We start from the raw sequence: 14,035 nt of genomic DNA, 5'->3' as shown, positions 1-14,035 counted from the left end.
TGAAGTCTATCACACGCATTATAGTCTCACACTTAAAAACAGTAGGGTTTTCAGGGCGAAGCCGCCGTGTCCGCCCTGGCGGTTTTCGATAACGAGCGGCCATTTTTTCCGAAATTTCGACAATTCGGCGCGGCGGTTTGTGCTCTTACAAACATCGGCATGTGATATATCCGACAAGCTGGCCTGCGTCGGATTGTAAAGCCTATAAAAATCATAGGCTTGTCTGTAAAAAATAACTGGCATGGCCTGTGCTATCTCTCTTGCAACCCATTTAAGCGAGGTGAAGATCATGGAATTGCCAGTTTTGAACGAAACTCCCGCGGCCAGCGCAGGCGGCTGCTCATCCCACTCCTGCGGTTCATCGGACGACCAATTAGGCCATTTGTCCGACGAAATACGGGCCAAGGTGGAAAACCATCCGTGTTACTCGGAAGACGCCCACCACTACTTCGCCCGCATGCACGTAGCGGTGGCGCCGGCCTGTAACATCCAGTGCCATTACTGCAACCGCAAATACGATTGCTCCAACGAATCGCGGCCGGGCGTAGTCTCGGAATTGCTGACGCCGGAACAGGCAGTCAAGAAAACCATGGCGGTGGCGGCCAACATCCCGCAAATGACTGTGCTCGGCATCGCCGGCCCCGGCGACCCGCTGGCCAACCCGGAACGTACCTTCGAAACCTTCCGCCGTTTGAGCCAGGATGCGCCGGACATCAAACTGTGCGTGTCCACCAACGGTCTGGCCCTACCGGAATCGGTCGAGGAGTTGTCCAAACACAACATCGACCACGTCACCATCACGATCAACTGCGTCGATCCGGAAATCGGCGCCCAAATCTATCCGTGGATTTTCTGGGAAAACAAACGCATCAAAGGCGTGAAGGGCGCCAAGATTTTGATCGAGCAGCAACAAAAAGGCCTGGAAATGCTGACGGCCAGAGGCATCCTGGTCAAAGTTAATTCGGTGATGATTCCCGGCGTCAACGACAAGCACTTGGCGGAAGTCAGCAAAATCGTCAAAGCCAAAGGTGCTTTCCTGCACAACGTGATGCCGTTGATCGCCGAAGCCGAACACGGCACGTTCTACGGTGTGATGGGCCAGCGCGGTCCGACCCAGGACGAATTGATGGACCTGCAAGATGCCTGTTCCGGCGACATGAACATGATGCGCCACTGCCGGCAATGCCGGGCCGACGCGGTCGGTCTGCTGGGCGAAGACCGCGGCGACGAGTTCACGATGGACAAGATCGAAGCGATGGAGATCGACTACCAATCGGCGATGGAAAAACGCAAGGTCATCCACGAAGCGATTGCCGAGGAAATGCACAGCAAGCGCGCCGCCAAAGTCGAAAAAGCCGCCAGCCATGCCGACGAGCCCAAGCTGAACACCCGTCCGGTGTTGATGGCCATCGCCACCAGCGGCCAAGGCGTGATCAACCAACACTTCGGCCATGCCAAAGAGTTTTTGATCTACGAAGCCTCGCCGGATGGCGTGCGCTTCATGAGCCATCGCAAAACCGATCTGTACTGTAGTGGCGATGATACTTGCGGCGACGGCGAAAGCGTGTTGCAACGCACGATTCGGGCTTTGGAAGGCTGCGAAGTGGTGCTGTGCTCCAAGATCGGTTACGAGCCTTGGGACATGCTGGAGCAAGCCGGTATCCAGCCCAATGGCGAGCATGCGATGGAACCGATCGAGGACGCGGTCATGGCGGTTTACAAGGAAATGGCCGCGGCCGGCAAGCTGGATGAGGTTAGTGCCGATAAACGGGCGACAGCCTAAACCATAGGCACCCAGTGAGAATCTCCTCTCCGGTGGGGCAATGTCGCAAAGTTAAGGGGCTTTTAAACATTCCCTCTCCCTCCGGGAGAGGGCTAGGGTGAGGGGGGAAATCTTTTTTTTAATTCTCCTCGCCCCGGCCCTCTCCATCAGGAGAGGGCGCTTGTGCGACAGCTCTGCGGAGAGCGATTGTTCTGAATGATTCACCACCGAATTCAAAGGTAACGTCATGGCTCTACAAATCATAGAATCCTGTGTCAACTGTTACGCCTGCGAGCCCTTGTGCCCTAGCAAGGCGATTTTTATGTCCAGCAAAGCCGGGCATTTTCGGATCAATCCGAACAAATGCACCGAATGCGAAGGCGATTACCAGGATACCCAATGCGCCAGCATCTGCCCGATCGAGGGCGCGATCCTGGATGCGAACGGTATCGCCGTCAATCCGCCCGGTTCGTTGACCGGTATTCCACCGGAAAGAATGGCCGAGGTGATGGCGGAACTGCAAGCCCACTGACGGCTATGGCTACCGTCCACTTTTACGAGAAGCCGGGATGTTTGAACAACACCCGGCAGAAACAGCTATTGAGCGCGGCCGGCCATTTGCTGGTGGTCTACGACTTGTTGCAACAGCCCTGGGCCAAGCAGCAGGCCAAACTGCGTTCGTTTTTCGGCGATAAGCCGGTCGCGGAATGGTTTAACCGCAGCGCGCCGGCGATCAAGCAGGGCTTGATAGATCCGGAAATGCTGGACGAAGATCAGGCCATTGCCTTGATGGTCGAGCAGCCGTTATTGATCCGGCGGCCGCTGATGGAAGCCGACCAGCGGCGGTTGTCGGGTTTCGACGAAAACGAAGTCGATGCCTGGCTGGGCTTGAAATTGCCGGCGAACGCCAAGGACCTGGAAACCTGCCCGCGCCAAGCCCGAGCCGAGGCGGGCGGGCCATGAACGGCGTCAAGCTGGAAGGCGACGACGGCACTCCGCTTGCCGTGCCGCTGTCCGAGCGGGTGCATTGGGTTGGCGCCTTCGATCCCAATCTGCGCATCTTCGACATCATTTTAAAAACCGCCAACGGCACCAGTTACAACGCCTACGTCATCCGCGGCAGCGAAGGCGTCGCGGTGATCGACACGGTCAAGGAAGGCTTCGCCGCCGATTTTTTTGCCCGGCTGGAAAGCGTCGCCGACTACAACGAAATCAAAGTCATCGTGTTGAACCACCTGGAGCCGGACCACACCGGCGCGTTGCCGGAGCTGATGCGGCGGGCGCCACAGGCGCAGTTGTTCATTTCCCAGAAAGCCCAAACGATGTTGAAAGGCCTGCTGAAGCAGGACACGTTGAGCTTCACGCCGGTGGTGACCGGCGATTCGGTGTCGCTGGGCGACCGCCGCCTGGAGTTTTTGCACACGCCCTATCTGCACTGGCCGGATACCCAATGCACCTATGCCCCGGAAGAAAAGATGCTGTTTTCCGGCGACGTGTTCGGCTGCCATTTCTGCGACAAACGCCTGTTCAACGACCGCGTCGGCGATTTCCGCTTCTCGTTCGAGTATTACTACGCCCACATCATGCGGCCGTTCAAGGAATACGTGGTGCGGGCGCTGGAATTGATCGAACCCTTGCCGCTAACCCTGATCGCCCCGACCCACGGCCCGATTCTGCGCGACCGGCCGCAGCATTACATCCAGCGCTACCGGCAACTCTCCAGTCCGGCTCTGCACAACGAACTCAGCCCCAACCAGAAAACCCTGCTGATTTTTTACATCAGTTCCTACGGCAACACCCGGCGCATGGCCGAAGCGATTTACCAGGGCGCGATGCAGGTCGAGGATGTGCGGGTATCGCTGTACGACCTGGAGGGCGGCGAGGTGGGGCCGTTCGTCGATTTAATTGAAGAAGCCGACGGTCTGGTGCTGGGCACGCCGACCATCAACGGCGATGCGGTCAAGCCGATTTGGGACCTGCTGTCGTCGCTGGCAGTGGTCAATTTGAAGAACAAACTGGGCGGCGTGTTCGGTTCCTACGGCTGGACCGGCGAGGGCGTGCGTCTGGTCGAGGACCGCCTGCGCGGCCTGAAATTACGGGTGCCGATTCCGGGCTTGCGGGTGAAATTGATCCCCACCGACGACGAGATATTGGAATGCACGGCCTTCGGTTTGGAGCTGGCCCAAGAGCTGACCGGCGCCCGGTTATCGAAAGTGCTTAATTTTGCGGATCTGGCCTGAGCCGGACCGCAGCAACAGTTTTAGACATACGTCACGCGTTGAGCCGGCGCAGTAAGGCCGGCTAAGCCGATCCCCGGATGGATAGGCGAACCCCGCCGGCTTTCGAGTGGGCGGGAATCGGGAATCTTTGCGGATTCCAAAACGGCAGTCCTCAGATTGGAGGTTGCCGAGATGACACTTAAATAGCGTAAGGAGTTTTTTCAATGGCCAAAGCGACCATTACATTCGAAGACATCAACGTCACCGTCACCGTACCCGCCGGCACCCGAATCATCGAAGTGTCCGAGAAGGTCGGTTCCGGCATTACCTACGGCTGCCGAGAGGGCGATTGCGGCACCTGCATCATGAAAGTGACGTCAGGCTGGAATCATCTGACCGAACCTTCGGTATTGGAAGACAAAATTCTGCGGGAAAACATGGCCGGCAAGCACAACCGTCTGGCCTGTCAGGCGCAGGTGCTGGGCGGCGAGATTTCCGTCAAACCGGTGTAAGCCGTTCAAGGAGACCACACATGGCATTAGTCACATTTTCAAGCCCGGAATACCGGGATAAAACCGTTTACGCCGTCGCCGGCAGCCACACCCAGACCGTGTTGAAGCTGGCGTTGGAAAATAAAATCCCCATCAACTTCGAGTGCGAAGACGGGGAATGCGGTACCTGCCTGGTTAAAGTCACCAGTATCGACAAAAAAAACCAGCGCATGGGCGGCCCGTTGACCGAGAAGGAAAAAGCGGTGCTGAAACAGCTCGGCAAGGTCACCGGCGAAGAGCTGGAGAAAATGATCGTCGACGATTTGCCCTGCGAATGGCGTCTGGCTTGCCAGATGATCGTTAGGGACGAAGACATCCGCGTCGAGTACTAATCCGTTCCGCCACTAAACGCCGGAGGACCGAAGATGAATTGCATGCCTGCTATAGAACCGACCCAAACCATTCCGAGTCTAGCGGTTACCCCAAAGCCACGGCAGCAGATTTATCAGGAACTCGCGGCGTGCGCCGGCTGGTCGCCCAACAGCGTCTGGCTGGCGCAAATCATCGCCAGTTGGGCGGTGGGAGAGGGGGCGTTGCCGGATCGGCTGGGTTTGGCGCCGGAGCAATTCGCCGCGTTGCTGGCCAGCCATTTCCCCGGCTACGTGTTGGCCGAAACTGCTGTGTCGGGCCATAACCTGGATTTCAGCCGGATGCTGGAAAAACAGGATCTGGAAACGCTATTGCGCCAATTCGCCGCGCAACCGGGCGCCGATACCGAATGGCTGATTGCGCTGATCGTCGCCGCCTGCCTGGGCAGCGACCATTTGTGGCAGGATTTGGGTTTATGGTCGCGCGCCGACCTGTCGGCGATGCTGGCCTACAACTTCCCCGACCTGGTCGCACGCAACAGCAAGGATATGAAATGGAAGAAATTTTTGTACAAACAGCTCTGCGAAGCCGAGGGTCTGTACGTCTGCCGAGCGCCGTCCTGCGAAGTCTGTAAGGACTACCAGCAGTGCTTTGGGCCGGAGGATTAAAGTTTTCGGCTTGCGAAACCGGTGTCGATAACCGGCTCCGCAAGCGGTAGCGTAGGGCTAGAATTTGTAACCGACCTGGGCGAAGAAGGTTCTTTGCGGTAGCGGATGGTTGTAAAACGCTTGGTAGTCGTTGATGTTATCGATACCGGCGGAGACGTGGCCGGCTTTGTTGAAGCGGTATGTGGCTTTCAAATCGACGTAAACCGATTCGGTAAATGCGCTGTAGTAGGGCAGTTGCAAATCGGAATTATCTGGTTGAGAGAACTGTCTTCCTGAGTATCTAGTACCAACAGAAAGGTCTACATCATTCCCGACATGATAAGTAGTTAAGAGGTTGGCTCTGTAGTTTGGCATTAACGGAAATTGTTTTCCAACCAAAGCAGGGTTCTTCTGATTCTCAATGATTTCGGCGTTAAGTATCGTTGTATTGAGTTTTATATCAAAATCGCTACCAAATATCCGATCATGATTGACGGTAAAATCTAAACCGTCTGTTTCAACTTCGCCTATCGATGACGTTAGATTGGTTGTTCCATTTGGATTGATGCTGGCTGGATTTATAAATCTATTTAATACAGGTACGCTGTAAATAGCGTTTCTTACGTTTTCGTGGAATAGATTTAAACGCACATAACCGTTATTGAAGTCATACTCGGCTAAAAGGTTGTGGTGGGTGCCATCTTCCGGCTTTAAAGTGGAATCTGAGATCGAACCGTTACCGCTAACCCCGTTCGAATTGCCATATAACTCTTCGGGAAGCGCAAACTTATAAGCTTTACCGACGGAATAACGGAATTTCCAGCGACCTGGTTCATATCCCAACGAGAATTTTGGTGACCATCTTGATACTTGTCTGTCTGCCGGATTCAAAGCGCCAGCTAATGCTTGGGCATTGGTCAATCCGCTTCCTGCGGGTGCAGTTGAACTTAAATATATTCCATCATAAGTATTCCAACGCTCGATGCGAGTGCCAACGGTGGCATCCCAGTCTTTTATGAATCGCCAACTTAATTGACCGAAGAGCGCGTGAGTATCGGTAGTGCCGCCACTTCTGGTAACCAGTGGGTTGCCAGGTGCGTTGGTTATGTTGCTGTAATTACTCAAATTGTTTTGGCTCAATAAAATCCTGGCATGTTGGAATTCGTAACCGGTCGCGAACGACAAATCCTTGCGGCCCAGGAATTGTTCGTTATTGAGCTTGGTGGATATGTTGAACCAACCGGAATCGTCGAACGAACTGTCCCTGCCGGTCATGACCCGGTTCGGGTCTTGCGGATTGTAGTTGGAGCTGATGGTTTGATCTTTCAGGATATCGAAGAAGCTAATATTAGTATTGGTGTACCAGTCGCCGGCGATTCGGCCTTTCAAACCCCAGCCCAGCGTCAGCGTTTGCCGGGTTTGGGTGCTGGTGCCGAGCGTGGTCGGCGATGCGCCCAACGAGGCCGGCCATAACGAACCGGAATTGGCTACGGTACTGCCCGGCCAGACGGTGGTGCCGTTGGCGCGCTCGATGAAGGACTGGCCGGTATTGGTCCGTTCGAAATTTTGGAAGGCAATGACGAAATTGGTCTCCAACTCCGGGTTTATCGCATAACTGCCTTTCCATTTGTACAGGTCGTCGACCGAATGTTGGATGCCGTCGTCGCCGTAGTTGTAACGGTACTGGCCGGTTCGCGGATTTTTTTCCAGAAAGGCGCCGTTCGGCAAGCCGGCCAAGGCCGTGTTCCGATTGAAGCCTTTATCGCCGGAGAATTGCGGCGTCATCGGCTGACCTTCGTTCTCGATATGGTTGTACGAGAAGTAAGTGCTGAAATCGCCGAATTTGTCGCCGTAAGAGGCAAACGTTTTAAAGCCTTGCAGATTGGTTTTGGTGCCTTCGAATTCGTAAGGCTGCACGAAATAGGTCGCTTCGGTGTAGATTTCGCGCTTTTGCGGCATCAATGTGTTGTAGTTCAGCACACCGCCCATCGCGTTGCCACTGTATTCGGCGGAAAACGGCCCTGAAAGTACGTCTATCGATTTGACCTCGCCCGGTCCGATCAAGCCCCAGCGCGGCGAACCGTTGAAGCTGATTTGCAAAGGATTCCAGATTGGCATGCCGTCCATGAACACCATGACCCGGCCGCCTTGGTAAGGGTTGGAACCGCGCATGCCGATAGGCGCATTTTGGTCGCCGATGTAGCGTTGCCGGGCAAACACGCCGGATTCGAATTTCACCGCGTCCACCGTCGTTACCGCATTGGTTTTCTCGATAGCCGCTTTGGTCACTTTGGTTTTGGGCGTGGCGAAATCGGTCTTGGACGGCGTTTCCGGGCGGCCGTCTTCGGATTCATCGGAAACCACGACATCCGATAACGTCGTGGCCGTTTCGGCTGCGAGCAGGCTAGCCGGCAAGGCGACGAAGCCGGGGAATAACAATAAGGCTGACTTTATTTTAGTTTTTCTGCGCATGGGTTCAAAAAGTCTGAAGGCTGCCAATCCGGCAGGAAACAAAACCGGCTAAGTGTAATCGTTTTGTGCAGCAAGAGTGGCGCCAGGGATTAGGATATTGATTTTATTGGTTATTTCGATTTCTAAATAACTAAACTATGTTAAATAACTTAATTCCATCAAGGAAATATGGGATATGCCGCGTTTGCCTCGGTTTTACGCTCGTCGTTTGGGGTAGAGCGTCGGACCATACTGCCGAAAATGCGTGCTGGGTCGCAGGATATTCGTTGGCTAAGCCGCCTGAATCGGGTGGCTGCGCTTGGGTAGCAGGTTATTGTGCGATGGATTTGTTCGTGAATGCTTCGCCGTTATCCAAGCACATAACGCTGGCTGAGACCGCCCGTTCGGTGGCCCGAATCGGGGAAATTTCGAGTAATCCGGCAACCAGGTCTGGTCGTTTCGCTGTGAAAACTATGTTAAATGACCTATTGCGACAACTCCGCTGCTGGCCGCTGCAGTCTCAACTTGAATGGCGGCGCCATAGGCGCTAATGTGCCCGGCCCAAAATTTGAATTTTCGGATGAGTAAAGATGAAAACCCTGATCCTGTTTTTGAGTTTGGTTGTCGCCAGCCTGAACGGCGCTGCCCAGGCCGACCAAACCCCGATAAAACCCTTCGTCCCCGGCAGCTACCAGCAAATTTTGGCGGCGAATGCCGGCAAACCGTTGATGCTGGCAATCTGGTCGGTGGATTGCCCGTCCTGCTTGAAGGACATGGCGGTCATCAACCAATTGCACGACAAACACCCCACGTTGAAGATCGTGATGCTGGCGGCCGACGAGGCGGAAGCGATGCCGGAGATTCAACGCATCGTCGACACGCATAAACTGGGCAACCTGGAAAATTGGGCCTTTAGCGGCGATAACCCGGAAAAACTGCGTTACGAAATCGATCCGGCCTGGTACGGCGAACTACCCAGAACCTATTTTTTCGACGCCGCCCACCAACGCGAAGCAAAAAGCGGAGCGATGACGCTGGAAGAATTCGAAGCCAAGCTCGGCAAGCTGAAAATTTAAACCGGTTTATCGCCAGCGGCGCCGATGCTAAACCGATGGAGCCGGCCGGGGCTTCTGCAATTCGCCGCGAGGCCCCGCCTTGGATGCGGGCGTTCAAGGCCCCGGTGCGCGGTCGGCCAGGTCGGTATTTTGGTCTGCCAAGGACCAGCCGCCGCCGAGGGCTTTGTACATCAGCACTTGCGCCAGCAGTACTTCCAGCCGTGCCTGCACCCGGCTGTTTTCGGCGTTCAAATAGCTGCTTTGCGCATTGAGCAGGGCTTGGTAGTCCACCGCGCCCAGGCGGTAGCGGTCGCGGGAGATTTGTAAGGCCAGCTTGGCTTGTTCGGTAGCCAGTTGCAGCGCTTCGAGCCGGCGGCCGGAGTTGGCGTAGGTCGCCGCGGCGTCCTCCACTTCCTTGAATGCCGTCAACACCGTCTTGCGGTAGGTTTCCGCCAATTCCGCGTTCACGGCAACTGCGTTGTCGAAAGCGCCTTGCAGGCGGCCGCCTTGAAACAGCGGTTGGGCCAGGCCGGCCGCCAATGCCACGGCCACGCCGCCCGGCTGCGGCGAGGACAGCAAGCTGTTCATGCTCAATTGCAGTTTCGGATAGAACGCGGCGCGGGCGGCGGCGATGTCGGCATTGGCGGCGATTAATTCCATTTCCAACTGGCCGATGTCGGGGCGGCGTTGCAGCAGTGCGGCCGGTTGTTCTGCGCCGATCTGCGGTATCTGTAAATCGGCGAACGCGGCCGGCGCCAACGCCAGTTGCTGCGGCGCTTGGCCGAGCAATATCGCCAACGCGTTTTCCGCCAGAATCTGCTGTTGCACCAGCAAGTCCAGGCTGGCGCGGGCGTTGGCCTGCACGGTTTTTTGCTGGGCCACTTCCAGCGCATAGGCGGCGCCGGCGCGCTGGCGGGCTTCGATGATGCCGAGAATGGCCGTGGCCGTATCCAGAAAATCGCTGGCGATTTGCCGGCGCTCGCGGATCGCCAGCAGCGTGAAATAAGTTTGGCCGACATCGGCCATCACCACCAGTTGCAACGCATCGCGGGCGAATATTCGGCTCAGCATCCGGGCGCTGCCGGCATCGCGGCGGGCGCGGTTGGCGCCCCATAAATCGACTTCGTAGGCAATGTCGAACTGGCCGCTGGCTTTCTGGCTATCGGTCAGCTCGTTGCGGTTGTCGGTATAACTGGCGTTGAGGCCGGCCGCCGGCCACAACCCGGCACCGGCAATCCGGGCCTGGGCGCGGGCTTGGGCGATGCGTTGTTCTGCGGCGGCCAGATCGTTGTTATAGGCCAGGGCCTGTGCCATCAACCGGTCCAACTCCACGCTGGCGAATGCCCGCCACCACTGCGGATCGACCGGCGCGGTGCCGGTGGCCGCGGCCTGACGCCAACCGTCCGGCGTGTCGACCTGCGGCCGGCGGTAGTCGGTTTGCAAATTGCAGCCGGCAATTGCCAACGCCATCGCCAATCCGCCGATTCGTGCCTGCCTTTTCATTCCGCCGCCAACGCCACGACCGGGTCGAGTAGCGCCGCCTTGCGCGCCGGCAAGTAACCGAACAGCAGGCCGGTGGAGAAGGCGCAGCAAAACGCCAAGATAGCCGGCAGCGGCGAAAACAACACCGCCATACCGAAGTAGGCCAAGACCTGGCCGGCGGCGAAGCCGAGCAGAACCCCCATCACGCCGCCCAAGGTGCAGACCACGGCGGCTTCGGTATTGAATTGCAGCAGGATGTCGCGGCGGCGGGCGCCGGTGGCGATGCGGATGCCGATTTCCCGAGTGCGCTCGGTGACGCTGACCAGCATGATGTTCATTACGCCGATGCCGCCGACCAACAGCGAAATCGCCGCGACGATGCCGAGCATCAGCGTCAAGGTATTCTGAGTTTCGGTGGCCGATTCGATGATCGATGCCATGTTGCGTATCCGGAAATCCTCGGTTTGGTGGCGGGCGACCAATAAATCGGTAATGGCCTTTTGCGTAGCGTCGATTTGGGCCACATCCTCGACCCGCACCGTGATGCCGCCCAGGTATTTCTGGCCGAACAGGCGGACCAAACCGGTGCTGATCGGCACGAACACGCCGTCGTCGCGGTCGCTGCCCTGGGCGTCGGCGCCTTTGGCGGCCATCACGCCAATCACCTCGAACGGAATGTTGCCGATCATCACGTAGCGGCCAAGCGGGTCTTCGCCGTCGGTAAACAGCAGTTTGCGCACCGTTTCGCCCAGTACCATGACCGGCGCGTAGCGGCGTTGGTCGCGTTCGTCGAAAAAGTCGCCGAGCGCCAGCGGCCAGTCCCGCACCTGCGGCATGCTCGGCGCCACGCCTTGCACGCTGGTGGCGTAATCGACCGCGCCGTAACGCACGGTAAGCCGACTGCTGCGCTCCGGCGAGGCCCAGGCCACGTTGTCCAGTTCGGCGATCGCCTCGGCGTCGGCCAACGTCAAAGTGGCAACGTCGCCGCCGCCGCGAAAGCCGGGGACGCCGGGGCGGATCGACAGGATGTTGGTGCCCATCGCCCGCATCTGTTCCAGCACTTTTTCCTGGCTGCCCTGGCCGACCGCCAGCATCGTCACTACCGCGGCGACGCCGATCACGATGCCGAGCAAGGTCAATGCGGTACGGAACAAGTTCGCGCGCAACGAACGCAGTGCGGTTTTGCCGGCTTCGGCCAACTCCGCCAGCAAGCCGGCGCCGCCGATACCGCGCTGGGCCGGCGGCGCCAGCCAGCGGCCGTCGCGCCGGGCCGGGCCGTCGTGGACGATTTTGCCGTCGGCGATATGCACCACCCGCTGGGCGTGGGCCGCGACTTTGTCGTCGTGGGTGATCAGCAAAATCGTCCGGCCCTCGCCGTGCAACCGTTTTAGCAGCGCCATGACTTCCATGCCGCTTTGGCTATCCAGCGCCCCGGTCGGTTCGTCGGCCAGGATCACCGGCGGATCGTTCATCAAGGCCCTGGCGATCGCGACCCGTTGTTGTTGGCCGCCGGACAACTGCATCGGTTTGTGTTCGCCGCGTTCGGCCAAGCCCAGTTTGGCCAGCAATTCCAGCGCCCGCCGGTGGCGCTCGGCCTTGGCCAAGCCGGCGTACAAGGCCGGAATTTCGACGTTTTCGGCGGCAGTCGCGCTATTCAGCAGGTTGTAACGCTGGAACACGAAGCCGAAGCTTTCCCGCCGCAAGGCGGCGAGTTGGTCCGGGTCGAGCTCGGCCACGTCGCGGCCCAACACCCGATAGCTGCCGGTGTCGGCCCGGTCCAGACAGCCGATCAGATTCATCAGCGTCGATTTGCCGGAGCCGGACTGGCCGACAATGGCGACGAATTCTCCGGGCCAGATGCTCAGCGACACGTCGTCCAGCGCCCGGACCACGTTGTCGCCGTTCGGATAAAAACGGCGGATGCCGTGGAGTTCCAGTAGCGGTTCGGCGCTCATAGCCGGGGCACTCCGCCGCCGGGCAGCGGATCTTTGCGCCGGTTTTTGGCTTTGTCGCCATTGTCGCTGTTGGCCTGTACCCGGTCGCCTAGCGCCAGGCCGTCCAACACCTGGGCGAAACGGCGAGTACGCAGGCCGATATGCACGGTTTTTTCCTGCACGTCCGCGCCGCTAACCAGTTTGACTTTGTAGGCCTGGCCCCGGCCTTGGTCCTCGCCGCGCAGGCGTTGGCCCAGCGCGTTGACCGGCAGCAACGGTACTTGCTCGGCCTTGCCCAGTACGAAAAACATCTGCGTGCTCATGCCGGTCATCAATTGCCGGTCGCGGTTGTCGACGTCGACCAGGACGTTGTACAGCACGACGTTGTTGATCACTTCCGGCGTCGGCAGGATTTGCCGTACCTTGCCTTGCCAGCGCCGCTCGCCGGAGCCCAGCGTGGTGAAATACACCGCCATGTCCCGGCTCAGCCGCATCACGTCGGCCTCGGCTACCTGGGCCCGCACCGTCATCGTGTCGAGTTTGGCCAGTTGCAGAATGGTCGGCGTGGTTTGGTTGGCGTTCAGGGTCTGGCCTTCGCGGGCTTTCTGGTCGACCATGGTGCCGTCCATCGAAGCGAAGATTTTGGTGAAGCCGAGATTGGTCTTGTCGCCGTTCAAGGTCGATTCCACTTGTTCGATCTGCGCCTGGATCGCGGCGGCGGTAGCTTTGGCGTTTTTTAAAGTGAATTCGCTGTTTTGAAAATCCTGGACGCTGACGCCCTGGCTTTGTAATAGCTCGCGGTTGCGGTCGTATTGCTGCTGGGCAAACACCACTTGCGCCTGCTGGCCGGCCAGTTGCGCCTGCAGATTCTTGATATTGGCTTCGTCGGCCGCGACCCGCGCCGCATAAATCCGCGGATCGATTTGCGCCAGCAATTGCCCGGCGCGGACGTCGTCGCCGATCTTGACGTAGATTTTTTGCAATTGGCCGGTAACCTGAGCGCCGACGTCGACGTATTCTTTGGGTTCCAGTTTGCCTTGGGCCGTGACGTTTTCTTCAATGTCGCCCAGGCTGACGCTGACGGTTTCGCCCGGCACCGCAGCTTTCCGTTCCGGCTGCAGATAGCGGTAAGCCGCGCCGGCGGCCACGGCAGCCGCCAACACCAAAATAGCGGTCCGCCGGCGGGCGGAACCAGGTTTCGATTTAACGGGCCAAAGCATGTGGGGTAAAGGTCAGGTTTTGAATAACGTGGCGGTTGGCGGTATCCGGCCGGGCAGCAGTGGCGATGGCTGCGACCGCGCAGGGCTGGGGCTGTTTCGCCGGTTCCGCCCAACCGAAGCGGCTGGTGGCAAGCTGCGGCGGCAGACGGGTTTCAGTGTATTATCCGGATTTTTGCTTGGCAAGCCGGGGAAAACTTAATTTAGGTAAAGCTTGGTAAAGTTTGCCGGTAGGGCCTCGGTTCGGCGGTGCGGATGCGGCCGGTTTCAAGGGAAAGGCGTTTGTCCAATGTTGGAACTGGGTCGCGGAAACCGGACTTGGGGTGCGGCGGCAATTTTCGAATGCGGGAAACTGACTATCATTGTGCCAACCGCTGTCCGGCCGCCGCCTGTTTATCGGCCCGCCCC

General features: G+C 58.1%; 13 protein-coding genes. 8 read left to right on the top strand and 5 right to left on the bottom strand.

What is annotated here, in order from left to right; genetic code table 11:
• Positions 1-18: 18 nt before the first annotated feature.
• Positions 19-291: a hypothetical protein gene (locus MKFW12EY_RS16830; RefSeq protein WP_221053416.1), complete on the bottom strand. Its 273-nt coding sequence runs from the start codon at positions 289-291 to the stop codon at positions 19-21.
• On the opposite strand from MKFW12EY_RS16830, the gene nifB reads away from it, so the two are divergent.
• The 7 genes from nifB (at position 290) to MKFW12EY_RS16795 (ending at position 5,509) form a co-directional block, all read left to right on the top strand.
• On the top strand, positions 290-1,783 hold the full coding sequence (nifB, locus tag MKFW12EY_RS16825; RefSeq protein WP_054763158.1) for a nitrogenase cofactor biosynthesis protein NifB: 1,494 nt from the start codon (positions 290-292) through the stop codon (positions 1,781-1,783). The genes MKFW12EY_RS16830 and nifB overlap by 2 nt on opposite strands.
• A 226-nt stretch (positions 1,784-2,009) precedes the next feature.
• Positions 2,010-2,294, top strand: a complete 285-nt coding sequence (locus tag MKFW12EY_RS16820; RefSeq protein ID WP_054763154.1) for a 4Fe-4S dicluster domain-containing protein — start codon at positions 2,010-2,012, stop codon at positions 2,292-2,294.
• Positions 2,295-2,299: 5 nt separating this feature from the next.
• A complete protein-coding gene (locus MKFW12EY_RS16815; protein WP_221053415.1) occupies positions 2,300-2,725 on the top strand; it encodes an ArsC/Spx/MgsR family protein in 426 nt (141 codons plus the stop codon).
• The gene (locus MKFW12EY_RS16810) at positions 2,722-4,002 is read left to right on the top strand and encodes an FprA family A-type flavoprotein (protein WP_221053414.1); all 1,281 of its coding nucleotides are present in this window, start codon (positions 2,722-2,724) and stop codon (positions 4,000-4,002) included. Before MKFW12EY_RS16815 ends, MKFW12EY_RS16810 begins: the two co-directional genes overlap by 4 nt.
• Before the next feature lie 203 nt (positions 4,003-4,205).
• Positions 4,206-4,493, top strand: coding sequence for a 2Fe-2S iron-sulfur cluster-binding protein (locus MKFW12EY_RS16805; protein ID WP_054763155.1), 288 nt, complete (start codon positions 4,206-4,208; stop codon positions 4,491-4,493).
• Positions 4,494-4,513: 20 nt separating this feature from the next.
• Positions 4,514-4,864 (top strand): 2Fe-2S iron-sulfur cluster-binding protein, encoded by a 351-nt coding sequence (locus MKFW12EY_RS16800; protein ID WP_054763156.1) that lies wholly within the window; start codon positions 4,514-4,516, stop codon positions 4,862-4,864.
• Positions 4,865-4,906: 42 nt separating this feature from the next.
• Positions 4,907-5,509, top strand: coding sequence for a nitrogen fixation protein NifQ (locus tag MKFW12EY_RS16795; RefSeq protein WP_221053413.1), 603 nt, complete (start codon positions 4,907-4,909; stop codon positions 5,507-5,509).
• Between the two features lie 57 nt (positions 5,510-5,566).
• Here the strand turns inward: MKFW12EY_RS16795 and MKFW12EY_RS16790 are convergent, their stop codons facing one another.
• Positions 5,567-7,960 carry a TonB-dependent receptor gene (locus MKFW12EY_RS16790; protein WP_054763157.1) on the bottom strand — a complete coding sequence of 798 codons (2,394 nt, stop codon included), beginning with the start codon at positions 7,958-7,960 and terminating at the stop codon, positions 5,567-5,569.
• A 569-nt stretch (positions 7,961-8,529) separates the two neighbouring features.
• Between MKFW12EY_RS16790 and MKFW12EY_RS16785 the strand changes: the two genes are divergently transcribed.
• The gene (locus tag MKFW12EY_RS16785) at positions 8,530-9,015 is read left to right on the top strand and encodes a TlpA family protein disulfide reductase (protein ID WP_221053412.1); all 486 of its coding nucleotides are present in this window, start codon (positions 8,530-8,532) and stop codon (positions 9,013-9,015) included.
• A 93-nt stretch (positions 9,016-9,108) separates the two neighbouring features.
• Here the strand turns inward: MKFW12EY_RS16785 and MKFW12EY_RS16780 are convergent, their stop codons facing one another.
• The 3 genes from MKFW12EY_RS16780 to MKFW12EY_RS16770 are packed head-to-tail and all read right to left on the bottom strand — an operon-like array spanning position 9,109 to position 13,573.
• Positions 9,109-10,497, bottom strand: coding sequence for an efflux transporter outer membrane subunit (locus MKFW12EY_RS16780; protein ID WP_221053411.1), 1,389 nt, complete (start codon positions 10,495-10,497; stop codon positions 9,109-9,111).
• Positions 10,494-12,431, bottom strand: coding sequence for a MacB family efflux pump subunit (locus MKFW12EY_RS16775; protein ID WP_221053410.1), 1,938 nt, complete (start codon positions 12,429-12,431; stop codon positions 10,494-10,496). The genes MKFW12EY_RS16780 and MKFW12EY_RS16775 overlap by 4 nt, the downstream gene beginning before the upstream one ends.
• Entirely contained in the window at positions 12,428-13,573 is a 1,146-nt protein-coding gene (locus MKFW12EY_RS16770) for an efflux RND transporter periplasmic adaptor subunit (RefSeq protein WP_245006341.1), read from the bottom strand. Before MKFW12EY_RS16770 ends, MKFW12EY_RS16775 begins: the two co-directional genes overlap by 4 nt.
• Positions 13,574-14,035 lie beyond the last annotated feature (462 nt).

Origin of the sequence: Methylomonas koyamae (assembly GCF_019669905.1) — a bacterium.
GTDB classification, from domain to species: domain Bacteria; phylum Pseudomonadota; class Gammaproteobacteria; order Methylococcales; family Methylomonadaceae; genus Methylomonas; species Methylomonas koyamae.
This window is presented reverse-complemented; position numbering and strand designations above follow the sequence as displayed.